Origin of the sequence: Lysobacter alkalisoli (assembly GCF_006547045.1) — a bacterium.
In the GTDB taxonomy this organism is placed as follows: Bacteria; Pseudomonadota; Gammaproteobacteria; order Xanthomonadales; family Xanthomonadaceae; genus Marilutibacter; species Marilutibacter alkalisoli.
The window spans coordinates 2,852,035-2,877,878 of sequence record NZ_CP041242.1 but is presented as its reverse complement, the minus strand read 5'-3'; the positions used below and the strand labels follow the sequence as shown (position 1 = coordinate 2,877,878).

At 67.5% G+C, this 25,844-nt stretch carries 8 protein-coding genes; 5 read left to right on the top strand and 3 right to left on the bottom strand.

Features of this window, described 5'->3' with window-relative positions; translation table 11 throughout:
• Positions 1 to 41 precede the first annotated feature (41 nt).
• Positions 42 to 1,403 (bottom strand): sensor histidine kinase, encoded by a 1,362-nt coding sequence (locus tag FKV23_RS12610; protein ID WP_141624159.1) that lies wholly within the window; start codon positions 1,401 to 1,403, stop codon positions 42 to 44.
• 498 nt (positions 1,404 to 1,901) lie between these two features.
• Here FKV23_RS12610 and FKV23_RS12605 point away from each other — a divergent pair, with 498 nt between their 5' ends.
• The 4 genes from FKV23_RS12605 to FKV23_RS12590 all read left to right on the top strand — a co-directional run bounded on the left by FKV23_RS12605 (position 1,902) and on the right by FKV23_RS12590 (position 18,685).
• Positions 1,902 to 10,736, top strand: a complete 8,835-nt coding sequence (locus FKV23_RS12605) for a DUF6923 family protein (RefSeq protein WP_141624158.1) — start codon at positions 1,902 to 1,904, stop codon at positions 10,734 to 10,736.
• Positions 10,733 to 14,452, top strand: a complete 3,720-nt coding sequence (locus tag FKV23_RS12600; RefSeq protein ID WP_208543166.1) for a TonB-dependent receptor — start codon at positions 10,733 to 10,735, stop codon at positions 14,450 to 14,452. The genes FKV23_RS12605 and FKV23_RS12600 overlap by 4 nt, the downstream gene beginning before the upstream one ends.
• The gene (locus tag FKV23_RS12595; protein ID WP_141624157.1) at positions 14,452 to 16,839 is read left to right on the top strand and encodes a DUF11 domain-containing protein; all 2,388 of its coding nucleotides are present in this window, start codon (positions 14,452 to 14,454) and stop codon (positions 16,837 to 16,839) included. The genes FKV23_RS12600 and FKV23_RS12595 overlap by 1 nt, the downstream gene beginning before the upstream one ends.
• Before the next feature lie 454 nt (positions 16,840 to 17,293).
• Positions 17,294 to 18,685 carry a DUF11 domain-containing protein gene (locus tag FKV23_RS12590; protein ID WP_167285207.1) on the top strand — a complete coding sequence of 464 codons (1,392 nt, stop codon included), beginning with the start codon at positions 17,294 to 17,296 and terminating at the stop codon, positions 18,683 to 18,685.
• A gap of 81 nt (positions 18,686 to 18,766) precedes the next feature.
• Here the strand turns inward: FKV23_RS12590 and recQ are convergent, their stop codons facing one another.
• Positions 18,767 to 20,626, bottom strand: coding sequence for a DNA helicase RecQ (recQ, locus tag FKV23_RS12585; RefSeq protein WP_141624155.1), 1,860 nt, complete (start codon positions 20,624 to 20,626; stop codon positions 18,767 to 18,769).
• 211 nt (positions 20,627 to 20,837) lie between these two features.
• On the opposite strand from recQ, the gene FKV23_RS12580 reads away from it, so the two are divergent.
• Positions 20,838 to 25,070 carry a hypothetical protein gene (locus FKV23_RS12580; RefSeq protein ID WP_141624154.1) on the top strand — a complete coding sequence of 1,411 codons (4,233 nt, stop codon included), beginning with the start codon at positions 20,838 to 20,840 and terminating at the stop codon, positions 25,068 to 25,070.
• 167 nt (positions 25,071 to 25,237) lie between these two features.
• On the opposite strand, the gene FKV23_RS12575 is transcribed toward FKV23_RS12580, so the two are convergent.
• Positions 25,238 to 25,801 (bottom strand): Dps family protein, encoded by a 564-nt coding sequence (locus tag FKV23_RS12575; RefSeq protein WP_141624153.1) that lies wholly within the window; start codon positions 25,799 to 25,801, stop codon positions 25,238 to 25,240.
• Positions 25,802 to 25,844: the final 43 nt, after the last annotated feature.

The window sequence follows — 25,844 nt, the reverse complement described above, 5'->3', positions numbered from 1 at the left end:
TGGCCGTCATGCGCCGACCTGGCATTCGTCTGCAGAATGATTCATGGCCACCGACGACGCTGCCTTTCCCTGCCCCTGCAATTCGTCGCTCGCCAGGCATATCCGGAAACAGGTGCCCCCGGACCGCTGTCGAGTTCGGCGCTGCCATTGGCGGAGACGATCAGGTCATGCACGATCGCAAGCCCCAGGCCGGTCCCCTGTCCGTCCGGCTTGGTGGTGAAGAATGGCGTGAACACGCGATCCCGGATCTCCGGCGGTACACCGTGGCCGCTGTCGAGCAGTTCGATCTCGATCATCCCACCGGGCGAGGGCGCCCGCAGGGTTATCCGGAAGCGGCCGCCGTCGGGCATGGCATCGGCGGCGTTGGCGGTGACGTTTAGGATGACCAGGGCGAATTCGGCACGGTCGAAGCGGATCATGCACGGAGTGTCGGGAGTGTGCATATCGAGGGTGATCCCGGCCCCAAGAGTCTGGCGCAGCATCGGTTTCATTTCGAGCAGGGCCTCGCCGGCATCGAAGCGCTCCACCCGGGTGGTGTCCTGCCGGCTGAAGTGCAGCAGTTTATGAGTGATCGCGGTGGCGCGTCGCGCCGCAGACTCCACCCCGGTCAGGATGTCCCGGGTCTCGGAGGTGCCCGTCGCGTGCTTGCCGCGTTCGACATAGCCCAGGATCAGGGTCAGCAGATGGTTGAAGTCATGGGCGATGCCGCTGGCCATGCGCCCGACGGCCTCCACTTTCTGCGCATGGATCAGTTGCTCCTGGGCCTGTTCACGGGCCGCGATCTCCGTCTTCAACCGCTGGTTGGCAAGCGAGAGCTCGAGGCCCTGCTGCACCGCCTCTTCCAGGCTGGAGCGCATGGCGGCGACGGTGCGATCCACCACGATGGCGATCAGCAGGAACATCACGCCACGGGCCACGGGATCGCCGAAGTAGTATTCGCCCGTCCGCTGTGCGTCCGCGAGCATTCCCGCCATGAGTGCCACCAGCAACGCCCCGTACATGCCCCATAGCGCGCGCCGGCCCACCATCGTGCCGGCGATGAACAGCCACATCACGTGCAGCGGCTGTTCGTAGGTCTGCGCCACGACTCCGCTGCCGGCGTAGGCGATCACGAGGATGACTGCCACTACCACCAGCAACTGGCGCACCGCCCATTGGAAGCGGCCGTGGCGGATCAGGGCAAAGCAGAAGAAGGCCACCGCGCAGATCAGCAGGCTGGTAACCAGACCGACCGTTTCCCCCGGGCGCCAGGGCACGTCAAGGGCGACGATCCGGTAGAGCCACATCAGTGGCGGCAGCGTGCCCAGCATGAGCAGTACGACTTGCAGCATGGGCGCATTGCGTCGATCGACCGGATCCTTGATCGAGGTACGACGCAACCAGACGACGAGCTTCTTCACCATAGCGAACCGTTCCCCAAGTCGGTTTACCGGTGGACAGAATAATGGCCCGCAGGTGCGCGCCGATAGTCTCCCGTCTTATCCATTCGTCCTACGGATCGCGCTGCCTGTCGCCGCCAGGCAGCGAAGGGCGAGTAGCGCAAGAGTCGTTGGCTGGCGGATAGCGGACAGACAGATTCTCACCGATGGTGAGTTTTATCCAGTTTCGGTGCGTGTGCCTGTCGTCATGCGCTACTAGATTCCCTGCCAAGAACCCTCAAAGGCACTTCCGGTTACGTCGCACCCTGGGTCAGGGGTGAGGCGCTACCCGCAGACCGGTTGGAGCCGATGGGGGAGGGATCGATTTCATGGCAGGGGTAGCCAGTCGCCAGGACGCATGCGTACCGGTGGACAACAGGCGCTCCCGCAGAGCTAGGGGGTTGCGTGACCAACACGTCTCAACGCAAGGCGGCTGCATCTCACCACACGGGCTTTCTGTCGGTACTGCTTGCTGCAACGGCCGTGGCCGGACTGCTCATCGGCATGCCTGCACTGGCGCAGACCTCGGTCACCAACACGGCGACCATCACCGCACCCGCCGGCGTGGTCGATTCGAACCCGAACAACGACAGCGACGATGCGCTGATCTCGGTCACTGCGCCGCAGCCGGATTTCGGTTCGTGCGATGCGACCATGTACCTCACACAGGCCGACGGCGGTCCGCCGACGACCCTGATTCAGTTCGACACTTCCAGCAATCCATTCGTCTATACCCCATTGGGGTCGGCGGCGGGTTTCGAATACAACGCGACCGCGTTCAATCCGCTCGACAACTATCTGTACGCGGCCCGGTGGAACGGCTCCCAGCATGAGTTGTTGCGGATCGGCAGCGACGGCTCGGCCGAAGTCGTCGGGCCCATCACCGGCGGCGGAATCAATACTTCTTCCAATGGTCTGAATACCGGCGAGATCGGCCCGGATGGCACTTACTACGTCAAGCGTGCGGAGAACACCAACCAGGCGTGGCGGGTCGATCTTGCAACGCAGACTGCTACGCTGATCACCCTCAGCCAATCGGTGTGGCTGGGGGATTGGGCCTGGCACAACGGCCTGCTCTACGGCCATTCCCACGAGACCGGGCTGCTGTACGCGATCGACCCGACGACCGGCGCGGTCGCCGCCGTCGGCGCGACCGGCATCGTCGGCGTACCCTTCGGCGCCATGTTCGGCGCCAGCAACGGTGTCTACGGTGGCAACAACGGTGGCGGCTTCTACCAGTTCGACCTTACCACCGGCGCGGCGACGCTGATCTCCGATTCGCCGGGCGCGAGCCTGAACGATGGCGCGAAGTGCGCCACCACATCGTTGGAGTTCCCGGCCGATCTGGCAATCGACAAGGACGACGGCAGCGACACCTACGTGCCGGGCGAGGACGTGGTCTACACCATCGTGGTCAGCAACCTCGGCCCGTTCGGCGTGTCCGGCGCCACGGTGAGCGACCCGCTGCCGGCCGGCATCACCACCGCCAGCTGGACATGCGGCAGCGCCACCGGCGGTGGCAGCTGCGGTGTGGCCAATGGCACAGGTGCGATCGTCGATGTGCCGGTCAATCTGCCGGCTGACGCCACCGTCACCTTCACGCTGACGATGGCCGTGCCGGCCGACTTCACCGGCGAGCTGACCAACACGGCGACGGTCACCAGCCCCGACGGCTCGCCCGACCCGAATCCGGCCAACAACACCGACAGCGACACCAACACCGTCGAGCCCGCTGTGGTCACGGTGGAAAAGACTGCCGCTCCGGTGCCCGGCACGACCGTCACCGTCGGCCAGACGCTGACCTACACGCTCACCGCCACCGTTGCCGGAGGTCCGACTTCGGACGTGGTGACGCTGACCGACACCCTCAGCGCCGGGTTGACCTTTGGCGCTGTCACTGACGCAGGCAGTTTCATCTGCAGTGGCGCGCTGCAATGCACGTTGCCGGCGGGGACGGCACCAGGAACGTATGCCGTCACCTACACCGCCATCGTCGATCTCGGCGCCACCGGCACGGTAAGCAACTCGGTGGTGGCCGAGGGCGGCGACGATCCGACCTGCGGCACCTGCACCACCGGGCATCCGGTGCAGCCGAGCTTCGGAACTTGCGACGCGACCATGTACCTGGCGCAGGACGTCCCGACGCGCCTCTTCCGGTTCGACACTTCGTCCAATCCGTTCATCGTCGACCCGGTGGGGCCGGCGACGGGAGCGCAGTACAACGCCATCGCCATCAGCCCGATCGACAACTACATGTACGGCATGCTGCTGTCGGCGAGCACCCCGGGCACGATTGCGCGCATCGGCAGTGACGGCAGCGTGCAGGATCTCGGGCCGGTGGCCGGTCTCGGGGTCAACAGCGTCTCCGGCGAGATCGGTCCCGACGGCACGTACTACGTGGTTGCGGGCGGTGTGCTCTATCGGATCGACATCCCGACGATGACGGCGACCAGCGTCACGCTGAGCCAGAACATCGGGTCGCTGGACCTGGCGTGGCACAACGGGCTGCTCTACACCGCGGTCGACAGCAGCAATCTGTACGCGATCGATCCGGCAAACGGAAACGTCACCACGATCGGCCTCACCGGGACCACCGGTCCCTTCGGCGGCATGTTCGGCGCCACCAACGGCGTGTTCGGCAGCAACAACAACGGCGGCTTCTACCGGTTCGACCTGACCACCGGCCAGGCCACCCTGATCTCGGACCTGCAGGGCTCCGGCAGCAATGACGGTGCGCTTTGCGTCGATGCCGCGCTGGAATTCCCGGCGGACCTTGCGATCGACAAGGACGATGGCAGCGACACCTACGTGCCGGGCGAGGAGGTGGTCTACACCATCGTGGTCAGCAACCTTGGGCCGTTCGGCGTCTCGGCTGCGACCGTCAACGACCCGCTGCCGGCCGGCATCACCACCGCCAGCTGGACCTGCGGCAACGCCACCGGCGGTGGCACCTGCGGCGTCGCCAGCGGCACGGGCGCGATCGTGGGTGCGCCGGTCAACCTGCCGGCCGACGCCACCGTCACCTTCATGCTGACCATGGCCGTGCCGGCGGACTTCACCGGCGAGCTGACCAACACGGCGACGGTGACCAGCCCCGATGGTTCGCCCGATCCGAATCCGGACAACAACACCGACAGCGACACCGATACGCCGGAGTTTCCCACCATCGGCACGGCCAAGACCGCCGATCCGGCGGCCGGCGGCCAGGTCCAGGCCGGGCAGGCGATCACCTACACCCTGACCGTGACCGTGGCCCAGGCACCGACCACGGAACCGTTCGTGCTCACCGATACGCTGGGCACCGGACTGACCTTTGGCGAGGTGACCGATGCGGGCGATTTCAGCTGCACGGGCGCGCTGGAATGCACGCTGCCGGCCGGCACCCTGCCCGGAACCTATGCGCTGAGCTACACCGCGACCGTCGATGCGGACGCCACCGGCACCCTGGCCAACAGCGTGGTCGGCACCGGCGGTGGCGATGACGATCCGGAGTGCGACCCCTGCGTGACCGAGCATGAAGTCGGTCCGCCCGTGATCTCGGTAGCCAAGAGCGCCGACCCGGCCGATGGCAGCACCGTGCAACCGGGCGACACGCTCAGCTACACCCTGACCGCCACGATCGCCGACGCGGCGACCACCGAACCGCTGGTGCTGACCGACACGCTCGGTACAGGACTGACGTTCGGCGCCGTGACCGACCCGGGTGTGTTCACCTGTACGGGTGCGCTGCAATGCACGCTGCCGGCGGGCACGGTGCCGGGCATCTATGCCTTGACCTACACGGCGACCGTCAATGCGGATGCCACCGGCAACGTGGGCAACAGCGTGGTGGCGAGCGGCGGTGGCGGCGATCCGGAATGCGTGCCGTGCGAGACCGAGCATGAAGTCGAGCCACCGACGATCGCCGTGGTCAAGAGTGCCGATCCGGCCAATGGCAGCACGGTGCAGCCGGGCCAGACGCTCACCTACACCCTGACCGCAACCATCACGACCTCGGCCACCATCGAACCGCTGGTGCTGACCGACACCCTGGGGGCGGGTCTGACCTTTGGCGCGGTGACCGATCCCGGTGTCTTCGCCTGCAGCGGCGAACTGACCTGCACGCTGCCTACGGGCACGCTGCCGGGCGTCTATGCAGTGAGCTACACCGCGATGGTGAACGCAGATGCCACCGGCAACGTAGGCAACAGTGTCGTGGCGAGCGGCGGCGATCCGGAATGCGTGCCGTGCGAGACCGATCACGAAGTCGAGCCACCGACGATCGCCGTGGCCAAGAGCGCCGATCCGGCCTCGGGCAGCCAAGTGCAGCCGGGCGACACGCTCACCTATACCCTGACCGCGACCATCACGACCTCGGCCACCATCGAACCGCTGGTGCTGACCGACACCCTGGGTGCCGGCCTGACTTTCGGTGCGGTGACCGATGCGGGCGCGTTCGCCTGCAATGGCGAACTGATCTGCACGCTGCCCACGGGCACGCTGCCGGGCGTCTATGCGGTGACCTACACCGCGACGGTGAATGCAGATGCCACCGGCAACGTGGGCAACAGCGTGGTGGCGAGCGGCGGCGATCCGGAGTGCGTGCCGTGCGAGACCGATCACGAAGTCGAGCCGGCAACGATCGCCGTGGTCAAGAGTGCCGATCCGGCTTCGGGCAGTCAGGTGCAGCCAGGCGACACCCTCACGTACACGCTAACCGCGACGATCGCGACTTCGGTGACCACCGAGCCGCTGGTACTGACCGACACCCTGGGTGCCGGCCTGACTTTCGGTGCGGTGACCGATGCGGGCGCCTTCGCCTGCAGCGGCGAGCTGACCTGCTCCCTGCCGGCAGGAACCGCGCCGGGTACCTACGCAGTGTCCTACACGGCAACGGTGAACACGGATGCCACGGGCAACGTAGGCAACAGCGTCGTGGCGAGCGGTGGCGATCCAGCGTGCGCGCCGTGCGAGACCGAGCATGAAGTCGAGCCGCCGACGATCGCCGTGGTCAAGAACGCCGATCCGGCCTCGGGCAGCCAAGTGCAACCGGGCGACACGCTCACCTACACCCTGACCGTCACCATCACGACCTCGGCCACGACCGAACCGCTGGTACTGACCGACACCCTGGGTGCCGGCCTGACTTTCGGTGCGGTGACCGATGCGGGCGCGTTCGCCTGCAATGGCGAACTGATCTGCACGCTGCCCACGGGCACGCTGCCGGGCGTCTATGCGGTGACCTACACCGCGACGGTGAATGCAGATGCCACCGGCAACGTGGGCAACAGCGTGGTGGCGAGCGGCGGTGGCGGCGATCCGGAATGCGTGCCGTGCGAGACCGAGCATGAAGTCGAGCCACCGACGATTGCCGTGGCCAAGAGCGCCGATCCGGCCTCGGGCAGCCAAGTGCAGCCGGGCGACACGCTCACCTACACCCTGACCGCGACCATCGTGACCTCGACCACGACCGAGCCGCTGGTGCTGACCGATACCCTGGGCAGCGGCCTGACCTTTGGCGCGGTGACCGATGCCGGCGCGTTCGCCTGCAACGGCGAACTGACCTGCACGCTGCCGGCCGGCACCCTGCCAGGCATGTATGCGGTGACCTACACCGCAACGGTGGACGCGGATGCCACGGGCAATGTCGGCAACAGCGTGGTCGCCAGCGGCGGTGGCGGTGGCGACGATCCGGAATGCGTGCCGTGCGAGACCGACCATGAGGTCGAACCGCCGACGATCACTGTGGCCAAGACCGCCGACCCGGCCGATGGCAGCACGGTGCAACCGGGCCAGACGCTCACCTACACCTTGACCGCGACCATCGCGACCTCGGCCACGACCGAGCCGCTGGTGCTGAGCGACACCCTCGGGGCCGGCCTGACCTTCGGTGAAGTGACCGATGCCGGTGCATTCGCCTGCAACGGCGAACTGACCTGCACGCTGCCGGCCGGCACCCTGCCAGGCACGTATGCGGTGACCTACACCGCAACGGTGGACGCGGATGCCACGGGCAATGTCGGCAACAGCGTGGTCGCCAGCGGCGGTGGCGGTGGCGACGATCCGGAATGCGTGCCGTGCGAGACCGAGCACGAGATCGAGCCGCCGACGATCGCCGTGGCCAAGAGCGCCGATCCGGCTGATGGCAACACCGTACAGCCGGGCGACACGCTCACCTACACCTTGACCGCGACCATCGCGACTTCCGCCACCACTGAACCGCTGGTGCTGACCGACACCCTCGGGGCCGGGCTGACCTTCGGTGCGGTGACCGATGCGGGCGCGTTCGCCTGCAATGGCGAACTGATCTGCACGCTGCCCACGGGCACGCTGCCGGGCACGTATGCGGTGACCTACACAGCGACGGTGAATGCAGATGCCACCGGCAACGTGGGCAACAGCGTGGTGGCGAGCGGCGGTGGTGGCGATCCGGAATGCCTGCCGTGCGAGACCAACCACGACGTCGAACCGCCGACGATCACCATCGTCAAGTCGGCCGATCCTGCCGTCGGTGTCGAAGTGCGTCCGGGCGACACGCTCACCTACACCCTGACCGCGACGGTCGCGACCTCGGTCACCACCGAACCGCTGCTGCTGACCGACACCCTGGGTGCGGGCCTGACCTTCGGCGAGGTGACCGCTGCCGGCGCCTTCGCCTGCAGCGGCGAGCTGCTGTGCACCCTGCCTGCGGGCACGGCGCCGGGCGTGTATGCGGTGAGCTACACCGCGACGGTGAATGCGGATGCGACCGGCAGCGTGGGCAACAGCGTGGTCGCCACCGGTGGTGGTGGCGACGAGGATCCGGAGTGCGCGCCCTGCGAGACCGAGCACGGGGTCGAATTGCCGAGCCTCACCATCGCCAAGACCTCCGATCCGGGCGACGGCGCCGAGGTCAACGCAGGCGATGTCATCACCTACACCCTGACGGTGACGGTGGCGACGTCGGCCACGACCGCGCCGTTCGTGCTGACCGACACCCTGGGTGGCGGCCAGACGCTGCTGGCCGATGCGATCACCCTGCCCGAAGGCGGCAGCTGCGAGGCCACGGATGAAGGCCTGACCTGCACCCTGGCCGAAGGCACGTTGCCGGGCAGCTACGCGTTCACCTACCAGACTCAGGTGAACCCGGATGCGGTCGGCGCGGTGGGCAACAGCGTGGTGGGCGAGGGCGGTGGCGATCCGGATCCGGAGTGCGCGCCGTGCACGACCGAGCATCCGCTGGCCGAGCCGGTGGTAACCATCGCCAAGACCTCCCATCCGGGCGATGGCGCCGAGGTCAGCGTGGGCGAGACCCTTGTCTACACGCTCACGGTGACCATCGAGAACGCCGCCATCGCCATGCCGGTGCAACTGAACGACACGCCGGGCGCGGGCCTGACGGTCGGCGAGCTGCCGGCCGGTTGCAGCGGCGGTTCTGACGGAATCGTCTGCACGGTAGAGGCCGGAACGGTGCCGGGCGTCTACACCTTCAGCTACCCGGCGACGGTCAATGCCGATGCCACGGGCGAGGTGACCAATGCCGTGGTCAGCGAGTACGGCGGCACCACCGAGCCGGTGTGCCAGCCCTGCGGTACTTCACACCGACTGCTGAGCGACGCCGAACTGCGGATCGTCAAGACTGCCGGCGTGCGCAGTGCGCGCATCGGCGACCTGATCCGCTACACGCTGACGGTGGAGAACGTCGGGGTGGTGAACCTGGTCGGCGGCACGGTCGTCGACACCCCGCCGGCCGGCTTCAGCTACGTCGAAGGTTCGATGAGCGTGGTCGACGGCGACGGTGCCTTCACCCTGGCGCCGGGCCGGCATCCGCTGCAGATCGGCGGGATCGACATCGCCGTGGGCGAACGCGCGACCATCGTGTACCTGCTGCGGGTGGGCGCCGGCGTGCGCCATGGCACCCAGGTCAACTCGGCGGTGGCGCAGAACGGTGCGGGCCATCCGATCTCCAACATCGCCACCGCACAGGTGACGATCGAGGCCGATCCGCTGCTCGACGACAGCCTGATCTTCGGCACGGTGTTCGACGACCGCGACGGCGACGGCTGGCAGGACAACGCCGCGCTGAGCGGGGTGCAGGTGCAGGGCGGCTTCGCCCCCGGTGCCTACATCGCCGGTTCGACCACGATCGACCGCGGTGCTGGCATGGCGCCGGTGGCCGATGCCAGCGCGCCGCTGCTGCACGGCATTGACGTGGGCGAGATCGCCGCCCGCCAGTCCGAGGCCGATCCGGCCGAGGCGCATCAGGTGGTGATCCGCCAGCGCCTCACCGAGGCGGCGTTCACCAACGACTTCGTGCTGACCAGCGACCAGGGCGTGACGGTGCGCATGGACGCCGAGGGTCGGACCACGGTCGAGCGCAGTGGCGAAGCGGCCAAGGGCCTCAATGCCGCCGAACCGACGGTGGAGCGGCGCATTGCGCAAGGCGAAGGCGGGGTGGTGGTCGACTACGTGATCGGCAACGCCGGCATCGACGAGCGCGGCATCCCCGGGGTGCGGATCGCGTCGGTGGAGGGTCTGCTGATCGAGACCGACCAGTACGGCCGCTACCACCTGGTCGACGTGCAGGGCGGCGAGCGCGGCTACCGCAACTTCATCCTCAAGGTCGATCCGTCGACGCTGCCGCCGGGCACGGTGTTCACCACCGACAACCCGCGGGTGCGACGGATCACCCCGGGCCTCCCGGTCCGGTTCGACTTCGGCGTGCAGTTGCCGGCCGAGCCGATCCCGGGCGGCAGCGAGCAGGTGGAACTGGAACTGGGCGAGGTGATCTTCGCCCCGGGCAGCGCCGAGGTCCGTGCCGAGTACCGGCCGGCGATCGCGAAGATGGCCGAGCAGGTGAATGCCTACGGCGGCGGCGAGGTGGTGATCACCGCGAACGGCGATAGCGAAGCACTGGCCTTCGACCGCGCCAGCGCGGTACGCGAACTGCTGCTGTCGCAGGTCGCACCCGAGAACCGGCGGGCGCTGACCGTCAATGTGCGTACCGATGTGGACGGCGCACTGGTGGCGGGCGTGACCGAGGGCGGCGCGCTGCTGGGCACGGTGCTGTTCGACACCGACAAGTCGGAGATCCGGCCGGAGTTCGAGCCGCTGCTCGATCGCGTCGCGGCCCGCCTGGAGGGCATGGGCGGCGGTGCGGTGGCGGTGGTGGGACATACCGACGTGCGCGGCAGCCACGCCTACAACGCGGCACTTGGAATGCGTCGGGCGCGTGCCGTGTACGAAGCCCTGGCCGAACGGTTGAGCCCCGATATACGTGAACGGGTGCGCGTGGAATCCAGTGACGATCCGACGGCTCCAGTCGGTCAGGACGGGGAATGGAAGGGGGCCGGATCATGAAAATGAAACTGCTGGATTACACGCTGATCGGAATCCTGGCGAGCGCATCGCAGATGGCGCTGGCGCAGGATGCGACGACCGCCGGTGCTGCTCCGGTCGACAGCGGGGAGACCGGGCAACAGCTGTCAGGCGACAACGACACCGATACGCCGCTGGACTGTACTGCTGACGGTTGTGCGTCGGGTGAGGACCTGGTGTTCAAGATGCGCACGCGCAGCTACGACCAGCCGGAGACCGCAGGCACCAGTGCCGGCTCCTCGTCCGAGGTACTGCAACCCGATCGACGGGTCAGCATCGGCCTGGAGCAACCGGGCCGCGCGGTGGCGCAGGGCCGCTTCTCGGTGAACCTGCCCGGTGGCGGGGTGATCTGGGCGACCGAGGACCCGACCCTGGGCCTGCCCGAGCTGTCGGTCTCCGCACCGACCCTGGTGCCGTTCGACGGCAAGGCCATCACCCGCCCGGTGCGCTTCTTCGTGCGCGGCAACTACAGCGGTTTCATCGAGCGGATGGAACTGGCGGTGTTCCGCGCCACGGACGCCGACCTGGTCCGGCCGCTGGCGAAGGTGCCGATCGAGGTCGCACCGGTGTCGCAGGTCGAGTGGGACGGCGCGCTGCCATCGAACATCCCGTTCCGCACCGGCGACGAACTGGTCTACGTGCTGCGGGCGTTCGACGCCGCCGGCAACATCGACGAGACCCATGCGCGCCGGTTGCAGCTGGTGCGTCCGGAAGAGGCCGAGCGTGGCCGCCAGCGGTTGCGCGATAGCACCGAGCGCGGTCACGGACGGGCGCTGGGCGCCGAGCAGGCCGAGACCCAGCGCCTGGTCGACGACGTCTTCGGCGAAAGCACGCTGCGCTACCAGAACATCCCGATCTACGGCTCGCGGGTGCGCGTGCAGGGCCGCAACCTGCCGCCGGGCTATGGCCTGCTGATCAACGGCGACAGCTACCCGGTGGACCTGGAGCGCAAGTTCGTCGCCGAGTACCTGATGCCGGTCGGCCAGCACCGCTTCGAGATCGCCCTGCAAGGGCCGGAAGGCGCCATGCCGGCCCGGCATGCGCTGGACGTGGACGTGAGCGGGCGCTACTTCTTCGGCGTCGGCATTGCCGACCTGACCGTGTACGAGAACAGCGCCAGCGGTCCGGGCCGCGACATCGCCCGCGCCGGCCGCGACGACAACATCCTGGGCGACGGAAGGCTGGCGTTCTACGGCAAGGCCAAGCTCAAGGGCAAATACCTGTTCACCGCCCAGGCCGACACCCAGGACCGGCCGCTGGAGGACCTGTTCGACGGCTTCACCTCGGCCGACCCGAAGGACATCTTCCGCCGTCTCGACCCGGACCTGTACTACCCGACCTACGGCGACGACTCGACCACCTACCGCGACGTCGACACCATGGGCCGGTTCTACCTGCGCGTGGACTGGGACAAGAACGAGGCGCTGTGGGGCAATTACTACACCGGCATCACCGGCACCGAGTACGCGCAGTACGTGCGCTCGCTGTATGGCGCGGGACTTAACTGGCGCTCGCGCGCGAGCAACGCCTGGGGCGACCCGGGCACCGAACTGCGTGCGTTCGGCTCCGAGGCGCAGACCGCGCCCGGGCATAGCGAGTTCATCGGCACCGGCAGCGTCTATTACCTGCGCCACACCGATGTGCTGCCCGGTTCCGATCACGTGGTGGTCGAGGTGCGCGACCCGCGCACCGGCCGGGTGGAGCAGCGCATCGAGCTGCAGCGCGGGGCGGACTACGAGATCGACGAACTGCAGGGCCGGATCATCCTGGTGCGGACGCTGCATCCCGTCACCAGCGAGAACCAGCGCGGGATCACCCGCGACACCCCGCTGGACGGGTATGAGCAGCGGCTGATCGTGGACTACGAGTGGGTGCCGTCGGACTTCGACGCCGACGAGATCACCGCCGGCGTGCGCGGCAAGCACTGGTTCGGCGACCACGTCGGCGTGGGCCTGACCTACGTGGACGAGAACCGCGCCGGCGAGGACTACACCCTGATGGCGGCCGACCTGACCCTGCAGGCCGGCAAGGGCACCTACCTGAAGCTGGAGCACAGCCGCACCGAGTCCACCAGCGCACCGGTGTTCTTCTCCGACAACGGCGGCCTGTCCTTCACCCGGCTCAATCCCGACGGACCGCGCGAAGGCGAGGCCAGCGCGGTCGAGGCGCGGGTCAACTTCCAGGAGCTGGGCTGGACCGAGCAGGAGTGGAGCGCGGGCGCGTGGTGGCGGCAGGTCGATGCCGGCTACTCGATCTCGCGCTACGACACCGGCCTGGAGATCGAGGAGCACGGCGCCGAGGTGCTGGGGCGGTTCACCCCCAACGTCGGCCTGCACGCCCGCTACAGCAAGGCCGAGCGGGGCACCGAAGCGTTGACCCAGGCCCAGCTCAACGGCGAATGGCGGATCGGCGAGAACGCCGCGGTCATCGCCGAGCTGCGCCGGGTCGAGGAACAGCGCAGCACCGGCGATGCCGCCGGCACCCTGGGCGCGGTGCGCTACACCCATCGCTTCGGCACCGCACTGGACCTGTTCGGCACCGCCCAGTTCACCCTGGACGACGACAGCGGCAAGTACGCCGACAACGACGCCTACAGCCTGGGCGCACGCTACAACTTCGCCAACCTGTCCAACATCGGCGCCGAGGTCACCACCGGCGATCGTGGCGATGCGGCCACGGTGAATGGCGAGTACCGCCTCACGTCCCAGCACAGCCTGTACGGCGGTTACACCTATTCCACCGACAGCACCCGCTACGACTCGCTGTTCAACCCCAACGCCCGCAACGGCTGGACCTTCGGCCAGCGCTGGCGGCTGTCGAACCAGGTCAACCTGTTCAACGAGAGCCAGTTCCTGAAGGACCGCGGCGAATCCGGGCTGGCGCACACCTTCGGCATGGACTTCTACCCGGCGGTGGGCTGGAACCTGGGCTTCACCCTGTCCGATGGCGAACTGACCACCGCGAGCGGCGGCCAGGTCGACCGCCAGGTGATCAGCGTCAATGGCGGCCGGACTTCGCCGGGCACCGACTGGCAGAGCAAGCTGGAATGGCGCCGCGACGCGGGTGCCGAACGGCGCACGCAGTGGGTGAGCACGAACCGGTTGAGCCACAAGGTCAATGAAAGCTGGCGGATCGCCGCACGCTTCAACTATGCCGACACCGACGACGAGCTGAACCCGGCCGCCGGCGCGAAGTTCATCGAGGGCAACTTCGGCTTCGCCTACCGGCCGTGGAACAACAGCCGCTGGGGCCTGTTCGGCCGCTACACCTACCTGTACGACCTGGCCACGCTGGGTCAGGTGGGCGGGGCGCAGGTCGACCAGAAGACCCAGGTGCTGGCATTCGAGGGCGTGGTTCGGCTCGACCACCACTGGGAGCTGGCGGGCAAGCTGGCACGGCGCGAGGGCGAGGCGCGGTTCGGCCGCGGCACCGGCGAGTGGTTCGACTCGGCGACCACCTTCGCTGCCGGTCAGGTCCGCTACGAACTGCGGCAGAAGTGGCACGCGCTGGCCGAGTACCGCTGGCTGGGGGTGACCGACGGCGGCACCCGGCAGGGCTTCCTGGTCGGCGTGGACCGCGACATCGGCCGCAACTTCCGCATCGGTGCCGGCTACAACTTCACCGACTTCAGCGACGACCTGACCGATTTCGACTACGACCACAAAGGCTGGTTCGTCAACTTCGTGGGGAGCTATTGATGATGTTCACTTCCGCTCCAAGGGCCGCCGCGGTGGTGCTGTGCGCGCTCGTGCTGCTGGCGGCTTCCGGCGCGCAGGCGCAGGTACAGAGAAGCTTCATAAATTCGAGTTTCGAAGAACCCGTATTGCCCAGCGACGCCTGCTGGTCGATTCGTGAATCCCAGCTTGTGCCCGGCTGGGAGACGACCGAGCCGACCTGGACCGGCAACTGGACCCCCACCGAGCACGGCACCTGTGGGGGGCACAAGCCATCGCCTCCCATCGAGGGCGCGATGCAGATCTTCAAGGGGAATTTCCAGGGCGCGAACCCTGCCTCCGGTTCGCAGTACGCGGAACTGAACGCCTACACGCCTTCCCGCCTCTATCAGACTGCCTGTCTGATAAGCGGCGACGTCGTGCAGTGGCAGTTCGCCCACAAGGGTAGGGCTTCCAATACCGAAAGGGCGGCGTTCAATATCGGAACGAATCCTTCGGGGGCCGGCAGCCAGCTCATCGTCGATGTCACAACAACGACAACCGGAACCGGCACGATCAATTCGGTCGGCACTGGATCGGCCAGCGTTGCAAGCAATGTGAACAACTGGGCCAATTACTCCGGCAGCTTCACCTGGTCCGGGTCAACCGGCATGCAGACGGTCGGTTTCCAGGCGCTCAGCGGAGCGAGCGTCGGCAATTACCTGGACGAAATCCACTTCGACCTGACGCCATTCGTGGAATTCGCCACCGCGAGCGGCTCCGACGCCGAGGCGGGCGGCGGGAACATTCCGCAGATCGCGGTCAGCGGCAGCTTCCTGGCGCCGACACCCATCACTGTCAACGTGGTGGGAGGCACCGCCACGCTGGGCACCGACTATACGACGCCGAGTGGCTCCAGCAGCTTTCAGGTGATGATCCCGGCCGGCCAATATGCCGGGGCTCTCTTTCCGCTGGGTGTCGAGATCATCGACGACGATTCGCAGGAAGACGACGAGACGATCGTGTTCGAACTGGATGCGACTTCGTCCGACTACATGGTTCTGAGCACTCAGACCTGTGGTGCGCCAGCACTGGCAAGCAGCACATACACAATCCTTGATGATGACATCGAAGTCGACCTCGCCATCACCAAGGACGACGGCCAGACGGCTTACTCGCCGGGTGGCACGGTCATCTACGAGATCGTCGTGACCAACAACGGCCCGGCGGATGTGCTGGGCGCCCTGGTCAGCGATCCGCTGCCCGACGGCATCACCGACGCCAGCTGGACCTGCGCGGACGACGGCGGCGGCAGCGGCAGCGCCTGCGGAGAGGCGAGTGGTACGGGCGCGATCGCCACCACGGCGGACCTGCCGGTGGGCACTTCGGTCACCTACACACTGACGGTACCGGTTCCGGTCAGCTACAGCGGGGACCTCACCAACACGGCCACGGTGGACGTGCCGGCCGGCATGACCGATACCGATCCGTCCAACAACACGGCCAGCGACACCAACACCCAGTTCACGTCTCCACCCGGTCCCGTTCCTGGCGTATGCAACATCGCCAACAACGGCTCCTTCGAATCGCCGGACATCCAGAACGATCCGGAAGGCCCGGGCGACAATACGGCCTACGTGAACGGCTTTGCGGTCTGGCGGACAACGACCAATCCGATCAGCGGCTGGGAAACCGTCGCCGGCACCATTGACATCCTGCGTCATTACAACAACGCCAGTGCAGAACTGCAGAGCATCGATCTCTGGGGCACGGCGGCGGCAACGCTACGGCAGACGTTCACCGGGCTCGTTCCGGGCGGGCAGTACACCTTCTCGGTGGATTACTCGGGTCTGTCGGCGGCGAACTCGATTGCCGTCGTCCAGTTGGGCAATGGCGTCGGGGCGACACCCGTCACCCTGGCAACGCTGCAGCCGGTTGCCGATGGCATCTTCAATGGAAACGCCGGTGTGCCGGACACCCCGCAGTGGTCGGTGGTCTGGAGCACCTTTACCCACACCTTCATCGCGACGGGCACAGAGGCGACGATCCAGTTCGTCAACAACGCCGCTCCGGCGACCCAGAATACCGGGCTGTTCGTCGACAACTTCATTTTTGCCGGCGATCCCTGTGCGGACCTTGGGGTCGTGAAAACCGTGACCCCGGACGCGGTGGTATCGGGCGACGAGGTGGTCTATACGCTGCAGGTCGCCAACAACGGTCCGGATGCCGCGGACGGCGCGGTGGTCACCGACGCCGGAGTGCCGGGCAGCCTGGAATGTACGACGCTGTCGTGCTCGGTTGGGGGCGGTGCGGTCTGCCCAGGCTCGCCGACCCCGGCGCAACTGGCAGCCGGGCTGGCGATTCCGACCTTCCCCGTTGGTGGCACCGTCACCCTGGAGCTGACCTGCACGGTGACCGCCACCGGCAACTGAGCCTCGCCAAGGGCTTGCCCCATGGCTCGGGTGGCGCCTCAGGCGCGGCCCGGGCTTTCTTACGCCCGACGACCGCGGGATCCAGCTCCTGCAGGAGTGGCGCAAGCCGCGACCCGTCGAGCCCATCCAACGATGCACGGGTTGCGGCCGCTAAAAAGCGGTGCTGCAGACCTGAGATGGACGGTGATTTTTCGTGATTAAAAATGTGATGTGTATCACGTAACATTCACGCCACTTTCACGCAGAAGGCCGCCGTCAGTACGCCTGCCGGTGGTCAAGGTGGCAGCGGCATATGAATGCGTTCTCTCAGCAGTATCCGGCAGCCTGGGGTGCCGGCCATCCTGTTTTCCGGCCTCGTGGTGGCCGTATCCGGTCCGGCATCCGCGGATTGCTTGCCCTGGCGACACTGTGGCTGCTTGGCGCGATGCTTCCCGCGGCGGCCAACGAGTGTCGCTTGGCCGATCCGAATTCCAACGGTGAGCATGTCGGCACGATCTGCTGGTTCCAGTTCGGCGCGGTCGACGAGGACCTGCCCAGCGACACCTCCAACGTGCCGTTCGAATTTGATCTGCCGGACGGTTCCAGGGTGGAACTCAACGTGAGCGTCAGCGGCGGCAGTGCCGCGAATCCACGCTTGACGGTCCGTCAGGCACCGACCTGGACCGGTTCCAACTTCAGCGGCAATTCCGGCTACTACACCATCCTCACGCCGAACGCGGCGGCGCTGCATTCGCCCGATGGGCGCGGTAACCAGGCCGTGCTGACGCTGGCGGACATTCGCCTGTACGCCCCCGACGGACTGGAGGTGACCGACCTGCCGTTCGAGATCGTGGTGGCCGATGCCGAGCGCCTGAATTCCAATCCGGAGTATCTGGATTTCGGCGTGGTCTCCGGCGGTACGCCCTGGAGCGTGCTGGAGTGGCTGGGCAACGCGCCGGCCTCGGCCGTGCAGCAGGGCACGCCGGCCACGCTGGATCCGGGCGTGGCCTCGGCCTGCCTGGGCAGCTACGTCGACTGCCTCCGGTTCAAGGGCATGACCGGTGGCAGCGACGCCAACGCCGTGGTGCTGGCGTCGCAGAAGGTGGTGGGCAGCGCGCAGCCGTTCACGGTGATGGGGCAGATCCACTCCGCTGCCGGCCAGGGTTTCGCGATCGGCGTGCGCTGCTGCGCGATGCGCCTGCGCAAGGTGCTGCCCGAAGGACGCGCCGATCCTGCCGACCAGTTCACCTACAGCATCGTCAACGTCAACGATCAGACCGTGAGCACCGGAACCACGACCGGTACGGCCACCGGCGCCTATCCGTACATCAGCACGATGGCGATGTCCGGCAACGCACTCACCCTGGTCGAGGAAATGGCGCCCGGCAGTGCATCGGCACTGGACGCCTACGCGCGCCGTATCGTGTGCGTGAACACCCGGACCGGCGAGACCGTGCTGGACGACGGATACGACTCGGCGTCACCGCCCACCTTGAACATCCTGGAGATGGGCGACGTGGTCGATTGCGATCTCATCAACACGCCATTGCCGCAGGCCGACGTGTCGGTCGTGAAAACGGCCTTGCCGGAGACCGTCGTATCCGGCGGGCAGGTGACCTTCACCCTGGAGGTTGCCAATGCTGGCCCCGCGGCCGCCGATGGCGCGGTATTGCGCGATCCGGCCGTGGATGGACTCGACTGCACGGCGGCGGTGCCAAGCTGCAGCGCCAGCGGCGGCGCGGTCTGCCCCGCCAGCCCGAGCGTGGCGCAGTTGCAGTCGACCGGGGTGGCGATCCCGACCCTGCCGGCGGGCGGCCAGGCAACGTTCGAGCTCACCTGCACGGTGACCGCCAGCGGGCAGCCGTAGTCCGGGCAGGCGCAGCGCACCCGGGGCAATGCCGCCCGGATGCGACCTTGTCCGGCTACGGGCCTGACGATTGGCGTTTTCTCAGCCGGCAGCAGCCACGGTATCCAGCACCAGCCCGCCGTAGCGCTCCAGTTTGCCGGTGCCGATGCCGCCGATGCCGGCCAGTTCGCCCTCGCTGGCCGGACGTCGGGCGGCGATCTCGCGCAGGGTGCGGTCGTGGAAGATCACATAGGCCGGCACGTTCTGTTCGCGTGCCAGCCGTGCACGCATCTCGCGCAGGGCCTCGAATAGCGGGACATCGGCCGGGGCGAGGGCGAGGACGGCAGCCGGGGTCCTCGCCGCAACGCGGGTGCGTTCGCGCTTGACCACGATCTTCCGCAGCATCACGGTCTGCTCGCCCTTGAGCACTGCGCGGCTGGCGGCGGTCAGGCGCAGGCCACCATAGCCTTCGGCATCCACGTCTAGCAGGCCGTGCGCGACCAATTGGCGGAACACGCCGCGCCATGTCTTCGCATCGAGGTCGGCGCCGATACCATGGGTGCTGAGCCGATCGTGGCCGAACTGGCGGATCTTCTCGCTGTCGCTGCCGCGCAGGATGTCGATGAGATGGGCGGCGCCGAAACGCTGGCCGCTGCGGTAGACGCAGCTCAAGGCTTTTTGTGTGGCTTCGGTGGCATCCCAGGCCTCGGGCGGCTGCAGGCAGTTGTCGCAGTTGCCACAGATTGAACCAGAGGCACCGCAAGGCGAGCTCTGCGGTGCCTCGACAGGCAAGTATTCCTCGCCGAAGTTGGACAACAGTACCTGCCGGCGGCAGCGCATCGATTCGCAGTAGCCGACCAGGGCGTCGAGCTTGCGGTGTTCGAGCCGCTTGCGCTCCTCGCCGGATTCGGACTGCTCGATCATCTGCCGCAGCAGCACCAGGTCGCCGAGGCCGTAGCACATCCACGCTTCGGCCGGTTCGCCGTCGCGGCCGGCGCGACCGGTTTCCTGGTAATAGCCCTCGATCGACTTGGGCAGATCCATGTGGGCGACAAAGCGCACGTCCGGCTTGTCGATACCCATGCCGAAGGCAATCGTCGCAACTACCACCACGCCCTCGCCGTGCAGGAAACGGCGTTGGTTCTCCGCACGCAAGCGTGCGTCCATGCCGGCGTGGTAGGGCACCGCATCGATGCCATGACCGGCGAGGAACTCGGCGATCTCCTCGACCTTGCGCCGAGACAGGCAATAGACGATACCGGCCTCGCCAGCATGACCCTGCAGGAAATCGAACAGCTGCCGCCTGGCGTTGTCCTTCTGCACCACGGTATAGCGGATGTTGGCACGGTCGAAGGAACTGACGAAGCGGCGCGCGTCGTCCAGCTGCAGGCGCTCGGCGATCTCGCGCTGGGTCGGCGGGTCAGCGGTGGCGGTCAGCGCGATCCGCGGCACGTCGGGCCAGCGCTCGTGGAGCACGGTCAGCTGGCGGTATTCGGGACGGAAATCGTGGCCCCATTGCGAGACGCAATGGGCTTCGTCGATTGCGAACAGGGCCAGCCGGCCATGTTGGTGAACGCGGTCGAGCAAACCAAGCATGCGGCTCGTCAGCAGGCGTTCGGGTGCGACGTAGAGCAGGTCGAGTTCGCCGCCGAGCCATTCGCGCTCGATCCGTGCGGCGGTTTCGGCGTCCAGCGATGAATTCAGGAAGGCCGCATGCACGCCGAGCTGGCGCAGGCCTTCGACCTGGTCCTGCATCAACGCGATCAGCGGCGAGATGACGATACCGCAGCCGTCGCGCAGCATCGCCGGCAGCTGGTAACACAGCGACTTGCCGCCGCCGGTGGGCATGAGCACGAGGGCATCGCCGCCGTCGGCGACATGGGTGACGATCTCGGCCTGCTCGCCACGGAAGTCGGGATGTCCAAAAACGGTGCGAAGCAGGTCAAGCGCGGTGTTCTCCATGCGCAAAAGGGTAACAGGCGGATGGCGCCCGGATGTCGGAAAACATCGCGTCGGCAGGTAGGGGAAACGCTGAACAAGTCGAGCCTCTGCCGAAGAGCGGGCCCCCGGCTTTTTTTGCCGGAGTGACGACTTTTCAGCGTTGCCTTGACCCCACGGCGGAACATCGGCCGTTGTATCGTTGCCGCCATCGTGCTTGCAAAGGAGTCGAGCCGTGATACGCAGAACCGTGATTTGCTGGTTTGCCGCTGCCCTGTCGCTGTCGTGTGCCCTGATTGCCCAGGCCCAACCGGTGTCGGTGCCGGCGCCCCTGGAGCCGTGGCGCGAATGGGTGTTGCAGGATGAGCCCGGGCGCGATTGCCCGCTGCTGGCCGGTGCCGGCCAGAAGGGCGCGCAGCGGATCTGCGTCTGGCCCGGCGTACTGCATGTGCAGGCCGATGCCGGTGGGGTCGCGTTCGCGCTGCGCTATACGCTTCAGAAGCGCGGCAGGGTGGTGCTTCCGGGCGATGTCCAGTACTGGCCGCAGCAAGTGACCGCCAATGGCAATGCGGTGCCGGTGGTCAGGCATGCCGGCCGGCCGGGTGTGTGGCTGGATCCGGGTCATTACGAACTGCGTGGGCGCATCCCGTGGGCACAGCGACCGCAGGCACTGGCACTGCCGGCCGGGGTCAGCCTGGTTGAATTGCAGGTGGACGGTCAGTCGATCCGACCCTTGCAGCGTGACGGCGACAACCTCGTGCTGGGCCGTGGCGAATCCGCCGCACCGGAGGCCGATGCGCTTGACATCCGCGTCTACCGCAAGCTCGGTGACGGCCTGCCCGCGGAGCTGGAAACACGGATACTCCTGACCGGAGCCGGGCAGGCGCGCGAAGAATTGATCGGGCCGGTGCTGCCAGCCGGCTTCGCGCCGCTGACGCTGGACGGCGACTGGCCGGCGCGACTGGAATCCGATGGCCGCCTGCGCGTGCAGGTCCAGCCGGAGCAGGCCGAACTGGTGCTGCGCGCCCGCATGCTCGAACCGCTGCAGCAAGTGCAACTAGCCGCCCAGACCGAGGCCGGCAAACCGTGGCCGGCACAGGAAATATGGAGCTACGAGGCCGCCCCGGCACTGCGCTCCACCAGCGCCGGCGGTCCGGTGCAGGTCGATCCGGACAATGCCGGCGTCCCGGAGGATTGGCACGCACTGCCGGCCTTCGCGCTGGAGCCGTCGCAGACGATCACCATCGAGGAGCGTGCGCGCGGCGTGGCTGCCGACGAGGGCAACCGCCTGAGTCTGCAACGTGAAGCCTGGCTGGATTTTGCTGGTGGCGGTTGGACCTTGCGCGATCGCATGGAAGGCGAGATGCGCCGCGACTGGCGGCTGGAAGCCGCTGCGCCCTACATACTGGAGCGTGCGCAGTCGCTGGTCGAGAACGCCCCGTTGCTGGTGACCCGCCTGGACGAGGAGGGTGCCGCCGGGGTCGAATGGCGGACACCGCGAGTAGGCCTCGATGCCGGCCTGCGCCTGCAATCGGGCGGCGGAAAGTGGCCGATCGCGGGCTGGCGGCAGAGTTTCGACACGGTCACCACCACCGTGCACCTGCCCTACGGCTATCGCCTGTTCGCCGCACCAGGCGCCGACCGCGCCGATGGCAGCTGGATGTCGCGCTGGACCCTGCTGGACGTGTTCATCGCGGCGGTGATCGCGTTGTTGTCGTGGCGGCTGTTCGGCTGGACCGGTGCGGGGCTCGCGGCGGTGTACCTGCTGCTTGCCTATCACGAGCGCGGTGCGCCGATCCTGAGTCTTGGTGTGGTATTGGCGCTCGCTCTGATCGTGCAGGCGCTGCCTGCCGGTCGCCTGCGCAGGATCGGCGAATGGGCGCGGCGCGCGGCGCTGGTGCTGCTCGTACTGATCGCGCTGCCGTTCGTGGCGACGCAGTTGCGCATGGCCCTGCACCCGCAACTGGAAGGGGCGGCGCTGATGCCGGCGCTGCATGTCGGGATGAGCAAGAAGATGGCGATGGAAGCGGCCGATGCTGCGGCTACAGCTGCCGAGGAGGCGTACGCGTACAGGGAGTTGGCGCCACCGCCCGAGGTTCCGGCAGTGGTATTCGATGACCCTTCGCCGGTCGATATGCCCGCACTTCCTCCACCTCCGCCTACCCCGGTCAGTGTCGGGCAGGGAGTCGAGCTCGACAGCATCATGGTCACCGGCAGCCGCATCAAGCGCGCCGACGTGCTCGATCGCTATACCCAGGGTACGGTGGTCCAGACCGGCCGCGGCCTGCCGAGCTGGCAGGGCGGGCACAGCTACCGGCTGCGCTGGAGCGGCCCGATCACCCAGGACCAGAGTGTGCGCCTGCTGATCTCGCCACCGTGGCTGACCCGACTGCTGCGCGTGCTCGCGGTCGCGCTGCTGGCCCTGCTGGCCTTGCGTGTGCTCGGTGTCCGCTTGCGCTGGCCGCCCCTGCGTCCGGTGGCGGCCGCGCTTGCCGCATTCGCGCTGGCCGGACCAATGATGGTCTCGCCTGCCCACGCACAGGCGTCGATGCCCTCGCCGGAATTGCTCGAGGAACTGAAGAACCGCCTGACCCGCCTGCCGGACTGCGCGCCGGATTGCGCCACGATCGCCGCCGCACAGGTGCGCGCCGACGGCGACGACGTGCGCATTGCGCTGGATGTGCACGCCGCCGCCCGCGTGTTCGTTCCGCTGCCTGTCGACGATGTCGACCTGTCGCCGCTGCGCCTGCGCGTAGACGGCGCCGATGCCGGAGGCGTACTGCAGGCGCAGGGGCGCCGCTGGATCGTGCTGGATCGCGGCGTGCATCGCGTCGAGATCGAGACCCGCGCCATGGCCGACAAGGCCGTGCTCGCGTTTCCGCTGCCGCCGGCACGGATCGCGTTCGACGGTGCCGGCTGGCAGGCCAGCGGCATCACCGACAACCGCCTGCCTGCCGGCAGCCTGACCTTGGCTCGCAGCCGCGAGACCGGTTCCGCCCCGGATGGCGCCGCCACGCGCCTGGGCGCACAGGAGTTCCCGCCGTACGTACGCCTGACCCGGCACCTCGACCTGGGGCTGGACTGGCATCTGCGCTCGGTGGCGGAGCGGCTCGCACCTGAAGAGGGCGGCTTCACCGTGAAGCTGCCTCTGGTCGCGGGCGAGAAGGTCGGCACCGCGGGCCTGGAAGTGCGCGCGGGCCATGTCGAACTGCCGATTCCCGATGGCGACGACACCGCCGAGTGGCGGGGCAGCCTCGACAAGACCGACACCCTGACCCTGACCGCGCCTGCATTGAACGATCACGCCGAAGTATGGGAAATCAGCGCCAGCCCGCTGTGGCACCTCGGCTTCGAAGGCGTGCCCGAAAGCGCCCCGCTGCCCGAAGACGACGCCAACGACTGGCACGTGTTCCGCTTCTACCCGCTGCCGGGCGAGACGCTGAAGATCACCGTGTCCCGTCCCGCCGCCGCCTCCGGTGCCACCCGCGCCATCGACGCGGTGCGACTGCAGAGCCAGATCGGCCAGCGTGCCGGCGAACACACGCTGGGTCTGACCGTGCGCGCCAGCCAGGGCGGCGACCACACCCTCGTCCTGCCGGCCGGCGCGGAAGTGCTGTCGGTCCGGCGCGGCAGCGAAGTCCTCAATCTGCGTCCGCAGGACGGCCGCCTGAGCCTGCCCCTGCTGCCGGGCGTGCAACGGTTCGAGATCCGCTTCCGCGACAGCGAGGGTGTGGCCATGCGCAACACCACGCCGTCGATCGACCTGGGCTTGCCGGCCGCGAACATCGACCTCCGGCTGGACCTGCCACGGGATCGCTGGGTATTGCTGACCCGAGGACCGCGGCTGGGGCCGGCGGTGCTGTACTGGGGCGAGCTGCTGGTGCTCGTGCTGGTGGCCTTCGCCCTGAGCCGCCTGCGCTGGGCGCCATTGAAGCTGCACGAATGGCTGCTGCTCGGGATCGGTTTCTCCACCTTCTCGTGGCTGGCGCTGTTCGTGGTCGTGGCCTGGCTGTTCGCCGTGGCCTGGCGCGACCGCAATGCCGTGCCACCCGTCGATACGGACGCCGGCAACATCGGCTCCAATGGCATGCGCTTCAACCGCCTGGGCTTCAACCTGGCGCAGATCGGCCTGGTCGTGCTGACCCTCGCCGCCGCGTTCGCCCTGGTGGCGGCGATTCCCTACGGCCTGCTCGGCAGTCCGGACATGCACATCCGCGGCAACGGCTCGACTGCACACGCCCTGAGCTGGTTCGCGGACCAGAGTACCGACATCCTGCCGCGTGGCTCTGCCATCACGATGCCGATGTGGCTGTACCGCACCGCGATGCTGGCCTGGGCGTTGTGGCTGGCGGTCGCCGTGCTGCGCTGGGCCGGCTGGGGCTTCCGCGCTTGGGTCAAGGGCGGCTATTGGCGCTCACGCCCGAAGAGCATCAGCACCCCGCCGCCGCTTCCGGATGAAAAGAACTGAGGGGTGACTCGCAGATTCGTAGGATGGGATGAGCCGAAGGCGAATCCCATCATCGATGCGGAACCCGTCATTGATGGGTTCCGCCTGCGGCTCTACCCATCCTACGGGCTACGGCAGCTAAGAAGCCCTCCCCCCTCAGGGGGAGGGTTGGGTGGGGGTGGGGTCCCTTACTGCAACAGCGACCGCAGCATCCACGCATACTTCTCGTGGGTCTGCAGGCGCTGGGTCATCAGGTCGACGGACGGGTCATCGCCTGCGCTGTCGGCGGTCTTGAGCGTCTTGCGCGCGGTGCGGCAGACCGCCTCGTTGCCGACCACGAGCTGGCGCACCATCTCGCGCCAGTCGGCAGCGTCGGCCAGGCCAGGCTCCTCCGGGATCGAGGACAGGCGGGTGAACTCCGCGTAGGAACCCGGGGCATTGAAGCCCAGTGCGCGGATCCGCTCGGCGATCTCGTCCAGCGCCGTCCATTGCTCGGTGTACTGGGTCTCGAACATCACGTGCAGGCTGTTGAACATCGGCCCGGTGATGTTCCAGTGGAAGTTGTGGGTCTTCAGATACAGCGTGTAGGCGTCGGCCAGGAAGTGCGACAGCCCGTCGGCGGTCTTCCTGCGGTCGGCGCCGGAAATGCCGATGTCGATGGCCGGCGCGTCGGAACCGGATGCCGGCGATGCGACCGGTTTCGGGGCCTTCTTTGCGGCCTTGGATGGCTTGGGGGACTTGGACTTGGCCATGCGGTTTCTCCTTGGGGATGCGTTGCGGCGACAATGTCGCCTG

Coding starts and splice junctions, on each gene's coding strand:
- FKV23_RS12610 (WP_141624159.1), bottom strand. CDS start 1,403: ATGGTGAAGAAGCTCGTCGTCTGGTTGCGTCGTACCTCGATCAAGGAT.
- FKV23_RS12600 (WP_208543166.1), top strand. CDS start 10,733: ATGAAAATGAAACTGCTGGATTACACGCTGATCGGAATCCTGGCGAGC.
- recQ (WP_141624155.1), bottom strand. CDS start 20,626: ATGGAGAACACCGCGCTTGACCTGCTTCGCACCGTTTTTGGACATCCC.
- FKV23_RS12575 (WP_141624153.1), bottom strand. CDS start 25,801: ATGGCCAAGTCCAAGTCCCCCAAGCCATCCAAGGCCGCAAAGAAGGCC.
- FKV23_RS12595 (WP_141624157.1), top strand. CDS start 14,452: ATGATGTTCACTTCCGCTCCAAGGGCCGCCGCGGTGGTGCTGTGCGCG.